We start from the raw sequence: 16790 nt of genomic DNA on the forward strand, positions 1-16790 counted from the left end.
GGACCAGCTCCCGCCGCGGATATTTACTGATTGGGAAAAGTCTGGAGATACGCCAACAGATTATCGATCTTCTCCTCGTCACTCAGCCCCCAGAAGATCATCCGCGTCCCCGGCACCACGCCCTTCGGGTCCTTCAGATACGCCGTCAGCGTTTCACGGTTCCAGGTTACGCCGGAGTTTTTCATGGCGTCGGAGTAGACGTAGTTCGCCGAGGTCCCGGCCGGGCGGCCGATGATGCCATTGAGTTCCGGGCCGAATCCGGGGCGGGCGGATTCGCCGACCTGGTGGCAGCCGCCGCACAGGCGCGGGAAGATTTTGGCGCCGGCCTCGGCGTCGCCCGCCGCCAGGGCGGACGTGCTGAGCAGGCCTGCGTTGAGGATCAGGGCGAAAGTCAGTAAGGCGCGTTTTTTCATTGCTGGTTCCGGACTGGCGTAAATCGGGCGGCGCAAGGGTAGCATTTTGTGGCGATCCGAAAGGCTTCGGCTAGCGGTAGGCGCCCACCACCTGCCGGACTTTTATCAGCGCCTGACGCAGTACATCCATGTCCACCGACCCCAGGGCAATCCGGATCGCGTGGGGGACGTGCGCCGAAACCACGAACGGTTCGGCGATCGATACCGCAATCTGCTGCTGCATCAACTCGACCACGACCTGATCGGCGCGCGCATCCTCCGGCAATGGCAGCCAGAGGAAATACGAGGACGGATGGCCGATGTGTGCAATGTCTTTGAGTATCTCGCCCGCCAGCACCTGACGTGCCCGAGCGTCGTGACGTTTTTGCGCTTCGAGCACCGTGACGGTGCCGTCGTCGAGCCAACCGCAGGCAATGGCAGTCATGACGCCCGGAGTGTTCCAGGTGGTGGCGCGGATGATGCGCTCAAGGGCCGGGACGGTTTGCAGCGGCGCGGCGATGAAGCCGACGCGCAGGCCGGTGGCGATGTTTTTCGAGAGCCCCGAGACGTAAATCGTCCGCTCCGCTGCCAGATCGGCCAACGGTGGCGGCGGGTTATCGACCAGAAAGGCGTAGGCCGCGTCCTCGATGATCGTCAGGTCATGCTGTCGGGCAATCGCCACCAGCTGTTCGCGCTGATCAAGGGACATGACCCAGCCGAGCGGATTGTGCAGGGTCGGCATGCTGTACACGGCACGCACCGAGCGGCTGTGGCAGAGTCGCTCCAGCGCCGGCAAGTCCGGCCCGTGATCGGTCACCGGAATCGCCACCACTTCCAGGTGCAACGCCTCGGCCAGGACCTTGAAGCCGGAATAGGTCAATGCATCGGCGGCAATGACGTCACCGGGTTTGAACAACGCCATCAGCGCGACGGCCAGCCCCTGTTGCGCGCCGTTGACGATCAGCACTTGCCCGGCATCGACCTTCAGGCCACGGGTTTGCAAATGCCGGGCGACCGAGGCGCGCTCGTGCACTCGGCCGGCGTGGGGTTGATAGCGCAGCAGCGCTTCGAGGTCGCCGGACAGCGCCAGTTGCCGCAGCGCCGTTCGCAGTAACTCGGCCTGACCGGGCAACGACGGGTAGTTGAAATTGAGATCGACCATGCCGACCGCCACGTCTTTCTGATCGATGCTGTGCCCCGACGGCAACGACGTCTCCCGCACAAACGTACCTCGCCCCGCTTCGCCGCTGACCAGGCCCATCGCCTCAAGCTCCGCGTACACCCGCGACGCCGTGACCAGCGCCAGCCCTTCGCTGGCAGCCAGTTGCCGGTGGGTCGGCAAACGCGTACCGGGTAGCAGGCGACCACTGCGGATATCGGCGGCATAGGTATCAACGAGGGTCTTGTAACGAGAGCGCGGCATGTCGGGATGTATCCATGACAATTCTTTGATTGTGCTGATTCTCAGCCATAGGATGAACCGCAAGCAACCCCACTCTTGAGCGTGACCCAACATGGAACGAACCACGAATCTGCCCGCACCGGCCCTGGAAAAAACCAGTGGCTGGATCAACGGTTTCATCGGCGTCGTGATTTTCAGCGGTTCGCTGCCGGCCACTCGGCTGGCGGTGCTGGAATTCGACCCGGTGTTCCTCACCGTCATCCGCGCCACCATCGCCGGGGTGTTGGCGCTGTGCCTGTTATGGCTGTTTCGCGAACGACGACCGGCGCGGGATCAGTGGTTCTCGTTGTTGATTGTCGCGCTGGGCGTGGTCGTGGGTTTCCCGTTATTGACTGCCCTCGCGCTGCAATACGTGACGTCGGCGCATTCCATTGTGTTTGTAGGATTGCTGCCACTGGCGACAGCGATTTTCGGCGTGTTGCGCGGCGGTGAACGGCCGCGTCCGGTGTTCTGGATCTTTTCGGTGCTGGGCAGTTCGCTGGTGGTCGGTTTTGCTGTTTCACAAGGCCTGACCGCCTCGCCCACCGGCGATCTGTTGATGCTGGCGGCGATCCTCGCCTGCGGCCTCGGTTATGCCGAAGGCGCAAAACTCTCGCGTACCCTCGGCGGCTGGCAGGTGATCTGCTGGGCGCTGGTGTTGTCGTTGCCGGTGATGGCCGTGCTGAGCGTGTGGCGGGCGCCTGCCTCGTTCAGCGGCATCAGCGTGTCGGCATGGGTGTGCCTGGCTTACGTTTCGCTGTTCAGCATGCTGATCGGTTTTGTGTTCTGGTATCGCGGCCTGGCCCAGGGCGGGATTGCGGCAGTCGGGCAGTTGCAGTTGTTGCAGCCGTTCTTCGGCCTGGCGTTGGCGGCGACGTTGCTGCATGAACAGGTCAGCGTCGGCATGCTGGTGGTCACGTTGGGCGTGATCCTGTGCGTCGCCGGGGCGAAGAAATTCGCCAAATGACCTTCAACTCACTCCCGCTTTCCACTCCCGTGGACTGAGCCCGGTCTTGCGCCGAAACGCCCGGGCCAGCGCCGAAGGACTTTCATAGCCGACTTCTTCGGCGATCAGGGCGATCGGTCGCCCTTCGCGCAGACGTTTCTGCGCGAGGCTGATTCGCCAGCTCACCAGATAATCCACCGGCGTCTGCCCCACCACTCGCCGGAAGTGCTCGGCAAAACCGGCACGGGACAAATGTGCGGTCGCTGCCAGTTCGGCAACACTCCAGGCCTTGGCCGGCTGGTCATGCATCAGGCTCAACGCACGGGAAATCTTCGGATCCGCCAGCCCCGCCATCATGCCCGGCTGCTGGTCGCGACTGCTGATGAGATGCCGCAGCAGCAGAATCACCAGCAACTCGAACAGCCGATCCATCACCGCTTCGCGCCCGCAGTGGCCGTCGAACGCTTCCTTGAACAGCCACTCCAGGGTGCTGGCCATTTCAGGAAGGTCGCCGAGTTTCAGCACCAGATAATCCGGTAATGCCGCCGCCAGCGCATTGCCCGCACCGCCATCAAACGTCAGCGAGGCGCACACCAGTTGCGTGTTCATGGCCTCGTCGGCGAACAGTCGGTGGGCAAACGGTCGGGGGAAGAAAATCAGGGTCGGTTCACTGAGCGTGAGTTCGGGGTCATTCCCCGGCTTGAGCAGCACCTGCCCGGCCTGCAACAGATGCACATGACCGCAGACCTGATCGCCACCGTAGGCACTGATGCCGCAGAAGGTGCCGCTGTGGAAGGTGCCGGCATTGACGCCGAAGTGGCTGAGCAACGTGGACAAGCGATCCATGGAAGAATCCCCGACGGAAGATTTGGACGATCTGTCGCATATCCTCGACGATTTGCACCCAAAGCACCAATTGCGCTCAATAACATGACCTCCATCCCCGGCGCACTTCGCACCGGACTTTCGGAGAATCACCATGAGCCGCATCGTCCCTGTCAGCCTCGAAACCGCCACTGACGCCACTCGCCCGACGCTTGAAGGCGTGCAGAAAAAAATCGGCTTCCTGCCCAACCTGTTCAAGACCCTGGCTGTTGCGCCCGCCGCACTGGATGCCTACGTGCAAATCTCCGCCACACTGGGCAAAACGTCCCTGAGCGCCAAGGAAAAAGAAGCGGTGTACCTCGCCACGTCGCAGGTCAACGGCTGCGATTATTGCCTGGCGGCGCACACCTTGTTTGCCAGCAAGGCCGGGCTGGCAGCGCAGGAGATTGTCGAGGCGCGTCACGGTCGGCTGAACGCCTTCGCCGCCCTCGCCCATCAACTGACGGAAACCCGTGGCCATCTGAGCGATGAACAGATCGCCGCCGCCCGCGCTGCCGGCATCGACGACAAGAAGATCATCGAAGTGATCGCCATCGTCGCCGCGCAGACCCTGACCAACTACCTCAACAACGTGGCGCTGACCGACATCGATTTCCCGGCCATCGATGCCTGATCGGTGACCGGGGTCGATCTCAGTCGTGATCGACCCCGGCGCGTTTCAGCAATTTCTTGCAGCGCTCGGACAGGTGAAACACCTGCAATTGCTTGCCGGCCTTGGCGTAACGTTCGCGCAGGGTTTTCAACGCAGCGATGGCCGAGTAGTCGACAAAGCTCAGATGCCGGCAATCCAGCGTCACGCGTTGTGGGTCGCTGGCCGGGTCGAACTGATTGAGGAACGGCGTGGTCGAGGCAAAAAACAGCGTGCCGTGCAGGCGATAGAGTTTGCTGCCGTCGGCTTCCAGGTGTTCATCGGCGTACAACTCGCGCGCTTGCTGCCAGGCAAAGTTCAGCGCCGCGATGATGATCCCGCACAGCACTGCCGTGGCCAGATCGGTGAACACCGTGATGGTGGTTACCGCGATGATCACCAGCACATCGTTGAGCGGCACTTTGTTCAGCACCCGCAACGAGGCCCAGGCAAACGTCTGCTGCGACACCACGAACATCACCCCCACCAGCGCCGCCAGCGGAATCCGCTCGATCAGCGGCGACAGAAACAGAATGAACAGCAGGATCAACACCCCCGCCACCACCCCGGACAACCGCCCGCGCCCGCCGGAACTGAGGTTGATCACGGTCTGGCCGATCATCGCGCAACCACCCATGCCGCCGAACGCACCGGACACCATGTTTGCCGCGCCCAGCGCCACGCACTCGCGATCCGGGTAGCCACGAGTTTCGGTGATTTCATCGGTGAGGTTGAGGGTCAGCAGGGTTTCCAGCAGGCCGACCATAGCCATCAAAATCGCGTAGGGCGCGATGATGCGCAGGGTGTCCAGCGTCCACGGAATGTCCGGCAGCGCGAACGTCGGCAGACCGCCGGCGATGTGCGCCATGTCGCCGAGGGTGCGGGTCGGCAGGCCAAGCAGATAAACCAGCAAACCGACGCCTAGGATCGCCACCAGCGCTGGCGGCACCGCGCGGGTCAGGCGCGGCAGGAGGTAGACGATGGCCATGGTCAGCAGCACCAGCCCGGTCATCAGGTACAACGGCGTGCCGCTGAGCCACTGCTCACCGCTTTTGAAATGCTCCAGTTGCGCCAGCGCAATGATGATCGCCAGACCGTTGACGAACCCTAGCATCACCGGGTGCGGCACCATGCGCACCAGTTTGCCCAGGCGCAACAGCCCGAACGCCATCATGATCAACCCGCCAAGCAACACCGTCGCCAGCAGATACTGCACGCCGTGCTGCACCACCAGCGCGACGATCACCACCGCCATCGAACCGGCCGCCCCGGACACCATGCCCGGCCGGCCGCCGAACAGCGCGGTCAGCGTGCAAATGATGAAGGCGCCGTACAGGCCCATCAGCGGATTGAGGTGAGCCACCAGCGCAAACGCAATGCATTCGGGCAACAGGGCAAACGAGGTGGTGAGTCCGGCCAGGACATCGGCGCGCAGACGAATCGGTTTCATGGCTTACCTGACAAAGCGGCCGACACGGGCGGCCGCTGCATTCGCGGGAAAAAGAGGGTTGCGGATGTTACGCAAATGCCCGGGCACGGGCCAGTGATCGCTGACAGGGACGGCTTGGCGCTCTATGCTTGCGCGCTTCGTTGATCAACGGGTTTGAACATGTCACCTCTATCCACCCGCGAAGTCTGCCAGCGCTTGCGCGATGCGGCGCTGGAAGTTTGCCCGTTACGGCGTCTCGCGCAGGCAACCGGGCCAGGCCAGATGTCGGTCGATATCGACGGCTGGCACCTGTCGCTCGACTTTGACGGCCAACGCCTGCACCACTGCCTGCAATGCCGGTGTCCGGAAGACCGTGTGTGGACACTCGACACGACTCAACGTTTCGGCACCGATCCGGTCAGCCTGCTCAGCACCTGGGAACTGGCGCAGATCGAGCGATTGCTGGCTCAGGCCGGCTGAGCGGATCAGCCCTGCCGCAGGTCCAGCACATACGTGTAATACCCGGTATCACGCACCCAACCGAGGGACTCGTACAAGCCCTGGGCCGTGAAATTGTCGGTGGCGGTTTCCAGCACCAGCCCCTTGGCGCCGGTGTCCACGGCGAAGTCGCGTGCAGTGTTCATCAGCAATCGTCCGACGCCACGGCCTCGGGCGGCCGGCGTGGTGAACAGGTCGCTGAGCAGCCAGGTGCGATGGGCGTCTATCGAAGAAAACGTCGGGTACAGCTGCACGAACCCCAGCGCTTCGCCGCGTTCATCTTCAACCAGAAAAATCGCCGATTCATTACCGGCCATGCGCTCGGCGATGAAGGCCCGCGATTGCGCCAGGTTCGACGGCTGGCCATAGAAACCGCGATAACCGTCGAACAGTTCGGCTACCGCATCCAGATGTTCCACGTGGGCGCGCAGTGCCTGAAGGCTCATATCCCCTCCCCGATCGATTCAAATGGTTGCACCAGCATAGCGCTGTCTGTCGAGTTCGCTGGCTTAACCGCTATATAGTTTTGTATATTGCGAGCCCGAAATGGCCAGACCTTCCATGCCGTCCATGAGCAGCATCCGCGAACGCAACCAGCAACAGATCCTCAAAGCCGCCAGCGAAGAGTTTGCCGCCAACGGCTTTGACGCGACCCAGACCCGCGACATCGCCGCCCGTGCCGGGGTGCCCAAGGCCAATCTGTATTACTACTTCCAGAGCAAGGAAAACCTCTACGGCAAAGTGCTGCTCGGCTTCGTCGAGCCGCTGCTGGAAGCCTCGGCGGTGCTGCGCGAAAGTGATGACCCGCTGATCGGCCTGCGCGCCTACGTCGCCGCGCGCATCCGCATTGCCCGCGAGCATCCGGCGATTGCCAAAGTGTTCAGTGGTGAACTGCTATTGGGCGGTCACCAGTTGCCTGACGAATGCCGTGACCTGCTGCATGCCGAAGCCAGGCGCAATGTCGAGTGCCTGCGCAGCTGGATCGAACGCGGCTTGCTGGCCCCGGTCGATCCCGAGCATTTGATGTTGTTCATCTGGTCGGCGACGCGCACCTACACCAATATCGGCTGGCAGATGGGGCGCATCACCGGGCGGGAAGTGCCGCAGGATGAGGATTATGCGGTGGCGGCGGATACCATTACGCGGTTGGTGTTGGGCGGTGTGGTGTCCGAGCCGGTGAGTGATGCTCGCAGGTTGATGTTTGCGACTTGAAGAGTCAGGGCATGAAATCCAGCGGCAGCGTTCCTTCAGCCGACTTCTGCTTGTACCAGGCCTGCATGGCATCGGGTAAACGAGTCTTCCATTGCGGCACGTTGGTGTAGTAACGGACACGGGATTTTCCCTGTCCGTCGTAGGCCATCACCATTACCCACAACTGATTGTCTGGCGCACTCATGAACATCGCGGTATTGCCCAGACCACGCATCCACATCTCCACCATTTGACTGCCCGGCACATCGGCACTGGGGGCGCCAGTCATCATTGAGCCGGATATTTCCACCAGCAATTGATAGTCAGTCTTGAGCAATGTGCGCAACGTTTCGTTTTCTTCAGTTGAACGGGCCAAACCGAGGCTGAGCAAATCGTAATCAAGCTTCAAGGGTTCGTCGGATGCCACATAACGGCCAGCGTAATAAACACCCATCCCACCGCCGCAGTCGGCATCGGCACCGTCCTGCATCACGTGGAGTATTCCGTTGATTGCCGTAAAACTCAGCGAACATTGTTCTTCGTCGTAATCGGCCTGTTTCCCCTTCAACGAAGCAACGCCTTCCAGATTGCCGGAGTTACCGCCCTCCGCTGCCGAAACATCAAAATTTATATGCGTCGCGCCGCGCCGCTTGGTTTTTATTTCTGCGGCGGACGAAGGGCTTCCTGGGATGAGCTGCCAGGTAGAGTCCCAATTGAACGGCTTGGCGGCGTACTCAAGTTCGGCAATCCGCATCAGATATTCCCGACGCAGACAGGCCATCTGTTGGTCGCAGCCCTTGCGGTTCTTCAGCCACTGCCGCTGGTCGGCCTTGAGCGCTTGCGGGTCAGCCACCTGCGCCAACGTTGTCTGCCAAAGCCCCCCAAGCTTCTCATCAAGTCTCGACGTATACGGATCAGCGCAAATGGCTTTTTCAACCGGGTTGGAAGCGCCAGCGCAGTCAAAACTGGCAGCGTGAGTGTTGGCAGCAAAAACGAGGGACGTCAGCAGCAAGGCGTGACGGAGATTGAAAGCGAGCATCGACAGATTCCATTCCTGAGGCGGCGGCAGTATGCCGCGCCCGGGCTATCGATGCTCTGGATTTTTCACCGGTTGCAGGCAGACAACCGGGGGCTTCGGCAAAAGAGCATCAGAACGCGATGTCAGCCGCCGGCTTCACATCGATCCGTGCCACGGAACCGGTCAGGTGCGCCCAGTCCTTGTTGTGCTCGGCGATGATGTCTTCGGCGCTCATGTTGCCGTTGTCGACGGTGGAATGTGCGTCGGCCGCCAGTTCCACGTCATAGCCCAGTTGATGGGCCTGGCGCACGGTGGCGTTGACGCAGTAATCGGTTTGCAGACCGCAGATCACCAGGCGGTCGAAGTCTTCCCGGGGGATCAGTTTCTGCAGGTTGGTCTGGTAGAACGAGTCGTTGGCGGTCTTGTCGACGCGCAGATCGCCCGGCGCGGTTGCCAGGCCGTCAGCCAGTTGCCAGCCCTTGGCGCCGTGGGCGAGCGGGCTGTCTTTTTCGTTGTGCTGGATCAGCACCACAGGAATGCCGGATTTGCGGGCACGGGCGCTGAGGCCGTTGATGGTGTCGATCACCCGTTTGATGTCGTGGCACTCGTATTCGCCTGTGCACAGGGCGCGCTGGACATCGATGATCAGCAATGCGGTGGTCATGGTGAGCCTTCCTTGATCGGTCCTTGAGACAGGGGCGGACGTGTGCCCGCCCCCTTTTTACCCTTCTCAGTAACCCAATGACAACCCGGTGTTGCGCCGTGGATCGTTGGCACCGTAGAAGCGGTTCTTGCCGACCGGTTTACCGCCCAGCGACGGCGCGCCGACCAGAATGGCAGCGATGTGGTTGGCGTCCTGCGGACCCGCGAACTTATGGCCCCAGCTCTCGAGAATCTTCTTCGTGTCGGGGCTGGCGGCGAAGTCTTCGAGGTTGGTTTGCTCCGGCATCCACTGCTGGTGGAAACGCGGCGCATCGACCGCTTCCTGCAGGCCCATGCCGTAGTCGATGACATTGAGCATGGTCAGCAAGGTTGCCGTGATGATGCGACTACCACCCGGCGTGCCCACCACCATCACCACCTTGCCGTCCTTGGTCACGATGGTCGGGCTCATCGACGACAGCGGCGCCTTGCCGGGCGCGATGGCGTTGGCTTCGCCCTGCACCAGGCCGTACATGTTCGGCACGCCGACTTTCGAGGTGAAGTCGTCCATTTCATCGTTGAGGATCACCCCGGTCTTGCTCGCCATCACGCCCGCGCCGAACCAGTCGTTGAGGGTGTAGGTAACCGAGACCGCGTTGCCCCATTTGTCGACGATCGAATAGTGCGTGGTGTTGCTACCTTCATGGGGCGCGACGCCGGGTTTGAGTTCCGCCGACACACCGGCCTTCTGCGGCTGGATCGCGTTACGCAGCTTGGTCGCGTAATTCTTGTCCAGCAGGTGTTCAATCGGGTTCTTTACGAAATCCGGGTCGCCCAGATAGCTGTTGCGATCCACGTACGCGTGGCGCATCGCTTCGATCTGGTAGTGCATGCCCTGGGCAGAATGGAAGCCCAGATCTTTCATCGGGTAGCCTTCGAGGATGTTCATGATCTGGCAGATCACCACCCCGCCGGAGCTTGGCGGCGGTGCCGACACGACGTGATAACCGCGATAGTCGCACTCCACCGGAGCCAGTTCGCGGGTCTTGTATTTGTCGAGGTCGGCCTGGGTGATGATGCCTTTGTTGGCCTGGCTGGACGTGACGATCGCGTCGGCGACCCAGCCTTTATAGAAACCGTCCGCACCTTTTTCGGAAATGGTGCGCAGGGTTTTACCGAGGTCCTTCTGCACCAGTTTCTGCCCGACCTGCATCGGCTCACCGTTGCTCAGAAAGATCGCTCCGGAGTCTTTGATGTCCTTCTTGAACACGTCGGTGGCGTATTCCAGCAGTTCGACGTCACCCTGCTCCAGCGCAAAACCGTCTTCGGCCAGTTTGATGGCCGGGGCAATCATTTCCTTGCGCGGTTTGGTGCCGTACTTGCTCAGCGCCAGCTCCATGCCGGACACGGTGCCCGGTACGCCGACCGCGAGGTGGCCACGGGTACTCAGGTCCGGAATGACGTTACCGTCCTTGTCGAGGTACATGTTGGCCGTCGCGGCCAGCGGGGCTTTTTCGCGGAAGTCGAGGAAGGTCTTGCGCCCGTCCGCCAGTTGAATGGTCATGAAACCACCACCACCGAGGTTGCCCGCCGCCGGGTAAACCACCGCCAGTGCATAACCCACGGCGACCGCCGCATCCACCGCGTTGCCGCCACTTTTCAACACGTCGACACCCACGTGAGTGGCCAGGTGCTGGGCGGTGACCACCATGCCGTTTTCGGCGGCGACCGGGGCAACCGAGGCGGCGTGAGCCATGAGGCAGCTGAGCGCCAACGAGGTCGCAATCAGCGATTTGGCAAAAGGTTCGTACTTCATGAGTCGGTCTCTTCTTTTTATAAGGTAGGAAAGCGCTTCAAGAGCATCAGCCAGTATGGTCGCGATTGCGGTTTGCGCCTCCCCGATCCGGCAGTATGCTGGGCGCTGTTGCCGAGCCGATCCGGAGTTTTCCCCATGGCCTACACGTTCATCACCCTGCCCTCGCCCGTTGGCGAGTTGAAGCTGGTCGCGAACGGTTCACGACTGGCCGCCATCCTCTGGGAAAACGACAAACCGAACCGGGTGCGCCTCGGGCCGATGAACGAAGCCCCGGACAATCCGGTGTTGATGAAAACCGCGCAGCAACTGGAAGAATATTTTGCCGGGACGCGAAGTGCGTTCGATCTGGATCTGGATTTCGCCGGCACCGAGTTCCAGAAAAAGGTCTGGGCCGCATTGCTCACCATTCCGTTTGGCGAAACCCGCACCTACAGCCAGATTGCCCGGCAGATCGGTCACCCCAGCGCAGTGCGCGCCGTCGGCGCGGCGAACGGCAAAAACCCGATTTCGATCATCGCGCCCTGTCACCGGGTGATCGGCGCGTCGGGAAAACTGACCGGGTTTGCCGGAGGCCTTGAAGCCAAGGAGCGGTTGCTGACACTGGAAGGTGGCCAGTGGTCGGACATCGGCAAGACCGGTGATCTGTTTTAAGCGCCGAAGAAGTGATTCATCGCCGCGCACTGCAACAGCATGATGGTCTTGGCATCGCAGATTTCGCCTCGATGAAACGCTGCCAGTGCATCGTCGAAACGCCACTCCAGCACTTCAAGTTCTTCGGTTTCCTCTTCCAGGCCGCCGCCATCGCCGACCTTCGACTTCGCGTCATATTCGGCGACGAAGAAGTGCAGCTTCTCGGTCACTGAGCCCGGGCTCATGTATGCCTCGAACACCTTCTTCACGTCATGCACGCGGTAACCGGTTTCCTCCTCGGCCTCATCGCGAATGCGCTGCTCCGGTGCTGCGCCTTCCAGCAACCCGGCAGCGACCTCGATCAGCAAACCGTCGTGACCGTTGACGAACACCGGCAGACGGAACTGGCGAGTCAGTACCACTGTGCGTTTTTCGCGGTTGAACAACAGAATTGCCGCACCATTGCCACGGTCGTAGACCTCGCGGGTCTGGCGTTGCCATTCACCGTTGTTGCGCAGGTAGTCGAAGGTGATTTTCTTCAGCAGGTACCAGTCGTGGGACAACACCTGAGTGTCGACGATATTGATCCGCTCGGCGGTGTTGGGCATGACGCTTCATCCATTGTTGTCATCGGGAGGCCCCATGTTAGGCGAAAAAAAGCCCGGCAGCGCTACCGGGCTTTTTAATTCGATTACCGCTGGCGGGCCATGTCCGCAATCGCGACATCAGGCTCCGGCGAGGCCGCTCCTGCGCCGTTGATCAACGGCCCATAACGCCGACTGAACTCCCAGTTGTACGGCACGCGATCCTTGCTGGTGCCGTTGTCCCAGTTCACCGACCACGTCATCAGGCCCTTGATCGGGTGCCCTTTGACCGCCAGGCGTTTCATCGCATTGCCGACCACGTTCTTGTCGATCACGTAACCGGTGGCAGCGGCGTCGACGTTGGCTGGCAGGCCGATGACGAACTTGTCCGCAGGGATTTTGGTGAATCCGCGAGTGCCGGTCACCAGACTTTCGGTCAGGTAATAGAGGAAGTCCTCTTTCAGCGCATCGTTGTTCTGCGCGATCCACGCCCCGTTGCCATTGTTGGCCTCCGGCACCCAGACACCGTCACCGCCCTGGTTGTAGAACTGCGGCGCGATGAAGTCGTAGTAGCCTTCCAGCGCCTGCAAGTAACCGACGTATTTGCCAGTGGTGGTCAGGTACGGAAACTCCGGGGCCATGCTGATGATGAAGTGCTTGCCCTGGCCTGCGTAGTGATCCTTGACCAGTTTCAGGGCGGCCGGCAGGACGGTCTTGTTGGCAGCGAAATCAATCGCGCTCTGCTCAAGATCGATGTCCAGCCCGTCGAAGCCGTAGGTTTCCACCAGACGGATGATTTCGTTGGCCAGCGGTTGCTCCTGCCCGGCACGCAACTCGATGTGCGCATCGGCGCCGCCGAGGGAAATCAGCACGGCCCGGCCCTGACTGTTGAGTACGCCAACCTGGCGGCGGAACTCGGCATCGGAAACGTTGAACGGCTTGAAGGTCGGTATCCCGCTGCCCTTCATGAACGCCACCGCAACCACGTTGTAGTCCTTGGGCACGTTTTCCAGGGCGATGTTGGCGAACTGACCACGCTGATAGCCATCGCTCGGGCCGGCCGGCCAGTTGTGCCAGAAGCCCATGAGGATTTTCTTGCCGGCGATGCTCGGCATCAGCGAAGCCGCGTCGCTCGCCTGGTTTTGCAATAAGGTGAAGTCGATATTTGACATGTTCTAATCCTTCAGAACGTGTAGGTGGGTGTTACGGACTTATTTGAAGTCCACATCGAAGGCCTGATAGAAGGCGTTGCCGGTGTTGGCGACGATCCACATCAGGACAACAACGTGATGACCTTGCTTGTTGGCCGGAAGTTTCACTGCGTGATTGACCTTGGCCTTCAGCTCCACCGCATGACTGTAGTACGGCACTTGCGGATAGAAGTCCTCGGCGAACGGTTTTGCTTCCAGTTGTGCACGGGTGATGCGTTGTTTCGGGTCCCAGCCATCCTTGGTGATCAGCCAGCGGTAACCGCGAGTGGTGTGCGGCGCGGTGTATTCCCATTTGACTTCAAGGGTCTGGCCAGGGGTGACGTTGAGCAGCGGCCAGGTGAACGGACGACCGAGTTTCTTGCTCATTTCCTCGTCGGTGAAGTTCACGCAATCGCGGGCATCGTCCTTGCCACCGCTGAGAATGTGACCGTCGGCCGGAGGCACGACACTCGGGTTATCCGACTCGAAAGGCGCCGGGAACGGGCCGGCCGCCAGTGCCGGGAAGTTCTTGCCACCTTCCATCTCGTTGACCTGCCAGCCACCGAGCAGTCCTTGTTCGATGGCCACCGCACCGCGGCTTGCAGGGGAAATGACGCGACCGTGTCGCAGTTGGGTTTGAGCTTGTGGTTGGTTCATGTTTTTCACTCCGTTGATTTAAGAACTCTCCTTTCCGAGGAGAGGCCTTCAAGCTAACGGAGGGGGATTTTTTGTCCATCGGCGGTTTTGTCGCAGCCTGCGGCGGTGAAATGCGTAAAACACCGAAAATACTGTATATAAACACAGTACATTGCGACGACGCTCACCCAACGCATGGCAAAAAGCCTACACGGCGTCATTACAAAAACCTGCATTCACCGGCTCAGGGAAGCTGCGCCTTGAACTCCTTTTCATACTGCCCGGCGAGCTGTTCTTTCTGTTTGTCGTCGAGCAGCTTGCCAGCCATCTGGAAGAACTTCTGCTCCTCCTCCTTCAAGTGGTGATGGACCTTGTCCGAGAGCTTTTTCGCCGTGGCCAGCCAGGCCGGGCTGGACATTTCGGTCTCGTCGAGCTCCTCCATCATTTCGTCCATTTCATGGTGTTCGGCGATGGCGTGGCGACTGAGATCGACGCCGTTGTCGAACTCCATCAACGGGATGTAGAAGTGGCGTTCTTCGGCCGTTTCGTGGGCCTGCAGTTCGACTTTGAGTTGCTTGTAGGCTTCGACGCGTTCCGGGGTATCGCCGCTGGTCTTGATCAAGGTCTTGGCGTACCCACGCTGGCGATCGTGGCTCTCGCGAAGGGCTTCGAAAATGTTCATGGACTCTCCTCGATAAACGCATTCGGAATGAACGCCTTCAAGGGCTAGACCCCAACGCTGGAGCGACGGTTCCAACTGTTCGATGCCGGGATGGATCAATTGACCGAGGCGCGATAGGCTGCCGGTTCACTGCCATAAGGATGTTGCACATGAGTTTACGGATCGAGCTGTCGCAAGACTCTACAGAAGAAGAACGCCTGGCGATTCTGGCGCCGCTGCACGCCTACAACGTCGCTCAGGCCGGGATTGCCGTATCGGAGCCGCTCACGCTGCTGGTACGCGATGAACACGACACCATTCTGGGTGGACTCTATGGCCGGTTGGTCTGCCAGTGGCTGTTCGTCGATTTGCTGTCGGTGCCGGAGCAGGGTCGCCACCAGGGGATCGGGTCGAAACTGATGCGCATGGCCGAAGACCTGGCGCGTGAGAAGGGTTGCATCGGGGCCTGGCTCGACACCTTCGATTTTCAGGCGCCGGAATTCTACAAGAAGCTGGGATATAGCCAGTTTGGCGAGTTGTCGGATTACCCGCCGGGGCACAAACGCATGTTTTTCCAGAAGCGTCTGGACGTCTGAACCCCGCGGATCGCCAGGTGTTACAGACAGGTCGCCAACGCCGCCAGCCGGCGCTTGGCGACAAAGTCATCCTTCTGCGCGTAGTAGCTCAGCACCGTGCCGGACGCATTCGTGGTCACGTCGACAAACGACTCCGCCGAACGGGTGTAGACCGTCGAACCGCCCTTCTTGCCCGGTTGCAGATACGCCGCCGCATCGACGCCGAACACCGCTTCGTCCTGCCAGGCGAATTGCACGCACTGGGCCACGACTTTCTCGGGTTTGTCCGAGCTCAGGACCTTGTAAGGGGTTTGCGTGCGGGCGTCTTCCATCGCCGAACCCGCGCAACCGGCCAGCAGGGTTGCCGCCAGTGCCACCATCAGCATTCGCATTGCATTCGCTCATTCGGAAAAAAAACGGACTGTATCACCGCAACGCGCAAAATCGTTCTGCTTTACTGCATTTAGAGCGCGACACCCGCCGGCCGCTGCGGCACATTAAAGGTCATCAGCCCCACAAGGAAACCCCATGGCGCCTACCGACCAGCGACATGAACATGCCCTGAAACTGTTTCTCGATGCACACCCTGAAGTGCGCGAAGCCCTCGATCATCTCAACCCGTTGCTGGCCCAGGCCAAAGGCGAAACCCCGGCACAGTACCGCGAAGAACGCCTGCACGAAGCCTTCGAAGCCGAGGCCGAAAGCCAGGGCTTGTTTGCCTGGGAACTGACGCTGCAACTGACCGCTGCAACGCCCGAGGACTATCAGGCGCAACGCCTGGAAGTGCATCGGGAAGTGGCGGAGATGGCCGGGATGGAATGGTTGGCATATTGCGACCTTTATGGCATAGAACCCTGACCTCTACGCAAGGACATCCGCACCAATGCTGCCAACCCTCTCGACTCACCGCGCCAGCCCCGGCCACTTGCATATGCAGAAATGGCGCGGTCGCGTAGGGCTGGCCATGGTGGCCGCGCTCTCGGTCCTGGCGGGGATGACCGATGCCATCGGCTTCATGGCCAGTGGTGACTTCGTTTCATTCATGAGCGGCAACACCACACGGCTGGCGGTGGCGATCAGTGATGGCGATGTGAGTCTGACGCTGCGGCTGGTGATCCTGGTCGCGACGTTCATCCTCGGCAACGCCCTCGGCGTGGTGATCGGTCGCCTTGGCAGACGCCGCGCACTGCCGTTGCTGCTGTGCATCGCGACGCTGCTCTGCGGGGCCGCCGCCTGGCCGTCAGACGTGCAACTGCCGGCATTGCTGGCGGCAATCACCGCCATGGGCATGCTCAATGCCGCGGTGGAAGAAGTGAACGGTCTGGCGGTGGGACTGACCTATGTCACCGGTGCACTCTCGCGGTTCGGTCGCGGTCTGGGGCGCTGGATAATGGGCGAGCGGCGCAATGGCTGGCGCGTGCAACTAGTGCCGTGGAGCGGCATGTTCATCGGCGCCATCCTCGGTGCCGTTCTGGAGCATCACCTGGGGCTCAAAGCGCTGTACGCCAGCGGTTTGCTGGCTGCGTTGATCGGCCTGGTCTCGCTGAAAATCCCCCGGCGCTGGCAGTTGGGGTACATGCCGCGCTGAAGTCTGCGGCAACATCCACTTCGCCGCCCCGCCGAGAAAG

The 16790-nt window shown here is 60.9% G+C and carries 20 protein-coding genes and 1 pseudogene; 8 read left to right on the plus strand and 13 right to left on the minus strand.

The window, feature by feature from the left end:
* Nucleotides 1–23: 23 nt before the first annotated feature.
* Together AC3WRD_RS24125 and AC3WRD_RS24130 are read right to left on the minus strand one after the other, a co-directional pair.
* The gene (locus AC3WRD_RS24125) at nt 24–413 is read right to left on the minus strand and encodes a c-type cytochrome (protein WP_102622037.1); all 390 of its coding nucleotides are present in this window, start codon (nt 411–413) and stop codon (nt 24–26) included.
* Between the two features lie 70 nt (nt 414–483).
* On the minus strand, nt 484–1815 hold the full coding sequence (locus tag AC3WRD_RS24130; RefSeq protein WP_102622038.1) for an aminotransferase-like domain-containing protein: 1332 nt from the start codon (nt 1813–1815) through the stop codon (nt 484–486).
* A 91-nt stretch (nt 1816–1906) separates the two neighbouring features.
* On the opposite strand from AC3WRD_RS24130, the gene AC3WRD_RS24135 reads away from it, so the two are divergent.
* Complete coding sequence (locus tag AC3WRD_RS24135) at nt 1907–2800, plus strand: DMT family transporter (RefSeq protein ID WP_102622039.1); 894 nt, start codon at nt 1907–1909, stop codon at nt 2798–2800.
* 3 nt (nt 2801–2803) lie between these two features.
* Here AC3WRD_RS24135 and AC3WRD_RS24140 read toward each other — a convergent pair whose 3' ends face one another.
* The gene (locus tag AC3WRD_RS24140) at nt 2804–3625 is read right to left on the minus strand and encodes a cupin domain-containing protein (protein WP_102622040.1); all 822 of its coding nucleotides are present in this window, start codon (nt 3623–3625) and stop codon (nt 2804–2806) included.
* Nucleotides 3626–3758: 133 nt separating this feature from the next.
* Here AC3WRD_RS24140 and AC3WRD_RS24145 point away from each other — a divergent pair, with 133 nt between their 5' ends.
* Nucleotides 3759–4277: a carboxymuconolactone decarboxylase family protein gene (locus AC3WRD_RS24145; protein WP_096822624.1), complete on the plus strand. Its 519-nt coding sequence runs from the start codon at nt 3759–3761 to the stop codon at nt 4275–4277.
* A 19-nt stretch (nt 4278–4296) separates the two neighbouring features.
* On the opposite strand, the gene AC3WRD_RS24150 is transcribed toward AC3WRD_RS24145, so the two are convergent.
* Complete coding sequence (locus AC3WRD_RS24150) at nt 4297–5742, minus strand: SulP family inorganic anion transporter (RefSeq protein ID WP_096822625.1); 1446 nt, start codon at nt 5740–5742, stop codon at nt 4297–4299.
* A 159-nt stretch (nt 5743–5901) separates the two neighbouring features.
* Between AC3WRD_RS24150 and AC3WRD_RS24155 the strand changes: the two genes are divergently transcribed.
* The gene (locus AC3WRD_RS24155; RefSeq protein ID WP_102622716.1) at nt 5902–6201 is read left to right on the plus strand and encodes a DUF7693 family protein; all 300 of its coding nucleotides are present in this window, start codon (nt 5902–5904) and stop codon (nt 6199–6201) included.
* A 5-nt stretch (nt 6202–6206) separates the two neighbouring features.
* Here AC3WRD_RS24155 and AC3WRD_RS24160 read toward each other — a convergent pair whose 3' ends face one another.
* Entirely contained in the window at nt 6207–6665 is a 459-nt protein-coding gene (locus AC3WRD_RS24160) for a GNAT family N-acetyltransferase (protein ID WP_102622695.1), read from the minus strand.
* Between the two features lie 124 nt (nt 6666–6789).
* On the opposite strand from AC3WRD_RS24160, the gene AC3WRD_RS24165 reads away from it, so the two are divergent.
* Nucleotides 6790–7431: a TetR/AcrR family transcriptional regulator gene (locus AC3WRD_RS24165; protein WP_102622717.1), complete on the plus strand. Its 642-nt coding sequence runs from the start codon at nt 6790–6792 to the stop codon at nt 7429–7431.
* 4 nt (nt 7432–7435) lie between these two features.
* Here the strand turns inward: AC3WRD_RS24165 and AC3WRD_RS24170 are convergent, their stop codons facing one another.
* From AC3WRD_RS24170 to ggt, 3 genes are all read right to left on the minus strand, one after another.
* Nucleotides 7436–8449, minus strand: coding sequence for a lysozyme inhibitor LprI family protein (locus AC3WRD_RS24170; protein ID WP_102622696.1), 1014 nt, complete (start codon nt 8447–8449; stop codon nt 7436–7438).
* A 109-nt stretch (nt 8450–8558) separates the two neighbouring features.
* Nucleotides 8559–9092 (minus strand): cysteine hydrolase family protein, encoded by a 534-nt coding sequence (locus AC3WRD_RS24175; protein WP_102622697.1) that lies wholly within the window; start codon nt 9090–9092, stop codon nt 8559–8561.
* A gap of 66 nt (nt 9093–9158) precedes the next feature.
* The gene (ggt, locus tag AC3WRD_RS24180) at nt 9159–10886 is read right to left on the minus strand and encodes a gamma-glutamyltransferase (RefSeq protein WP_102622698.1); all 1728 of its coding nucleotides are present in this window, start codon (nt 10884–10886) and stop codon (nt 9159–9161) included.
* Between the two features lie 135 nt (nt 10887–11021).
* On the opposite strand from ggt, the gene AC3WRD_RS24185 reads away from it, so the two are divergent.
* Complete coding sequence (locus AC3WRD_RS24185; RefSeq protein ID WP_102622699.1) at nt 11022–11537, plus strand: methylated-DNA--[protein]-cysteine S-methyltransferase; 516 nt, start codon at nt 11022–11024, stop codon at nt 11535–11537.
* Here AC3WRD_RS24185 and AC3WRD_RS24190 read toward each other — a convergent pair.
* From AC3WRD_RS24190 to AC3WRD_RS24205, 4 genes and pseudogenes are all read right to left on the minus strand, one after another.
* On the minus strand, nt 11534–12124 hold the full coding sequence (locus AC3WRD_RS24190; RefSeq protein WP_102622700.1) for an NUDIX domain-containing protein: 591 nt from the start codon (nt 12122–12124) through the stop codon (nt 11534–11536). The two genes, AC3WRD_RS24185 and AC3WRD_RS24190, sit on opposite strands and share 4 nt — an antisense overlap.
* 119 nt (nt 12125–12243) lie before the next feature.
* A pseudogene (locus tag AC3WRD_RS24195) lies at nt 12244–13272 on the minus strand (chitinase); the annotation flags it as partial.
* A 39-nt stretch (nt 13273–13311) separates the two neighbouring features.
* Nucleotides 13312–13947: a lytic polysaccharide monooxygenase auxiliary activity family 9 protein gene (locus tag AC3WRD_RS24200; RefSeq protein WP_102622702.1), complete on the minus strand. Its 636-nt coding sequence runs from the start codon at nt 13945–13947 to the stop codon at nt 13312–13314.
* A 223-nt stretch (nt 13948–14170) separates the two neighbouring features.
* A complete protein-coding gene (locus AC3WRD_RS24205) occupies nt 14171–14608 on the minus strand; it encodes a hemerythrin domain-containing protein (protein ID WP_102622703.1) in 438 nt (145 codons plus the stop codon).
* A 149-nt stretch (nt 14609–14757) separates the two neighbouring features.
* Here AC3WRD_RS24205 and AC3WRD_RS24210 point away from each other — a divergent pair, with 149 nt between their 5' ends.
* A complete protein-coding gene (locus AC3WRD_RS24210) occupies nt 14758–15183 on the plus strand; it encodes a GNAT family N-acetyltransferase (RefSeq protein WP_096822636.1) in 426 nt (141 codons plus the stop codon).
* Between the two features lie 20 nt (nt 15184–15203).
* Here AC3WRD_RS24210 and AC3WRD_RS24215 read toward each other — a convergent pair whose 3' ends face one another.
* Nucleotides 15204–15554, minus strand: a complete 351-nt coding sequence (locus AC3WRD_RS24215; RefSeq protein ID WP_102622704.1) for a hypothetical protein — start codon at nt 15552–15554, stop codon at nt 15204–15206.
* Between the two features lie 136 nt (nt 15555–15690).
* Between AC3WRD_RS24215 and AC3WRD_RS24220 the strand changes: the two genes are divergently transcribed.
* Together AC3WRD_RS24220 and AC3WRD_RS24225 are read left to right on the plus strand one after the other, a co-directional pair.
* The gene (locus tag AC3WRD_RS24220) at nt 15691–16020 is read left to right on the plus strand and encodes a DUF6388 family protein (RefSeq protein WP_102622705.1); all 330 of its coding nucleotides are present in this window, start codon (nt 15691–15693) and stop codon (nt 16018–16020) included.
* Between the two features lie 25 nt (nt 16021–16045).
* Complete coding sequence (locus AC3WRD_RS24225) at nt 16046–16750, plus strand: YoaK family protein (protein ID WP_102622706.1); 705 nt, start codon at nt 16046–16048, stop codon at nt 16748–16750.
* The last annotated feature ends 40 nt before the right edge of the window (nt 16751–16790 follow it).

This window comes from Pseudomonas sp. FW215-R2, from assembly GCF_058789255.1.

Excerpts from the sequence above, each read along its gene's own strand:
- AC3WRD_RS24190 (WP_102622700.1), bottom strand. The coding sequence starts at position 12,124 with ATGCCCAACACCGCCGAGCGGATCAATATCGTCGACACTCAGGTGTTG.
- AC3WRD_RS24125 (WP_102622037.1), bottom strand. The coding sequence starts at position 413 with ATGAAAAAACGCGCCTTACTGACTTTCGCCCTGATCCTCAACGCAGGC.
- AC3WRD_RS24200 (WP_102622702.1), bottom strand. The coding sequence starts at position 13,947 with ATGAACCAACCACAAGCTCAAACCCAACTGCGACACGGTCGCGTCATT.
- AC3WRD_RS24185 (WP_102622699.1), top strand. The coding sequence starts at position 11,022 with ATGGCCTACACGTTCATCACCCTGCCCTCGCCCGTTGGCGAGTTGAAG.
- AC3WRD_RS24170 (WP_102622696.1), bottom strand. The coding sequence starts at position 8,449 with ATGCTCGCTTTCAATCTCCGTCACGCCTTGCTGCTGACGTCCCTCGTT.
- AC3WRD_RS24210 (WP_096822636.1), top strand. The coding sequence starts at position 14,758 with ATGAGTTTACGGATCGAGCTGTCGCAAGACTCTACAGAAGAAGAACGC.
- AC3WRD_RS24215 (WP_102622704.1), bottom strand. The coding sequence starts at position 15,554 with ATGCGAATGCTGATGGTGGCACTGGCGGCAACCCTGCTGGCCGGTTGC.
- ggt (WP_102622698.1), bottom strand. The coding sequence starts at position 10,886 with ATGAAGTACGAACCTTTTGCCAAATCGCTGATTGCGACCTCGTTGGCG.
- AC3WRD_RS24155 (WP_102622716.1), top strand. The coding sequence starts at position 5,902 with ATGTCACCTCTATCCACCCGCGAAGTCTGCCAGCGCTTGCGCGATGCG.
- AC3WRD_RS24140 (WP_102622040.1), bottom strand. The coding sequence starts at position 3,625 with ATGGATCGCTTGTCCACGTTGCTCAGCCACTTCGGCGTCAATGCCGGC.
- AC3WRD_RS24135 (WP_102622039.1), top strand. The coding sequence starts at position 1,907 with ATGGAACGAACCACGAATCTGCCCGCACCGGCCCTGGAAAAAACCAGT.
- AC3WRD_RS24130 (WP_102622038.1), bottom strand. The coding sequence starts at position 1,815 with ATGCCGCGCTCTCGTTACAAGACCCTCGTTGATACCTATGCCGCCGAT.
- AC3WRD_RS24205 (WP_102622703.1), bottom strand. The coding sequence starts at position 14,608 with ATGAACATTTTCGAAGCCCTTCGCGAGAGCCACGATCGCCAGCGTGGG.
- AC3WRD_RS24150 (WP_096822625.1), bottom strand. The coding sequence starts at position 5,742 with ATGAAACCGATTCGTCTGCGCGCCGATGTCCTGGCCGGACTCACCACC.
- AC3WRD_RS24145 (WP_096822624.1), top strand. The coding sequence starts at position 3,759 with ATGAGCCGCATCGTCCCTGTCAGCCTCGAAACCGCCACTGACGCCACT.
- AC3WRD_RS24160 (WP_102622695.1), bottom strand. The coding sequence starts at position 6,665 with ATGAGCCTTCAGGCACTGCGCGCCCACGTGGAACATCTGGATGCGGTA.
- AC3WRD_RS24165 (WP_102622717.1), top strand. The coding sequence starts at position 6,790 with ATGAGCAGCATCCGCGAACGCAACCAGCAACAGATCCTCAAAGCCGCC.
- AC3WRD_RS24220 (WP_102622705.1), top strand. The coding sequence starts at position 15,691 with ATGGCGCCTACCGACCAGCGACATGAACATGCCCTGAAACTGTTTCTC.
- AC3WRD_RS24225 (WP_102622706.1), top strand. The coding sequence starts at position 16,046 with ATGCTGCCAACCCTCTCGACTCACCGCGCCAGCCCCGGCCACTTGCAT.
- AC3WRD_RS24175 (WP_102622697.1), bottom strand. The coding sequence starts at position 9,092 with ATGACCACCGCATTGCTGATCATCGATGTCCAGCGCGCCCTGTGCACA.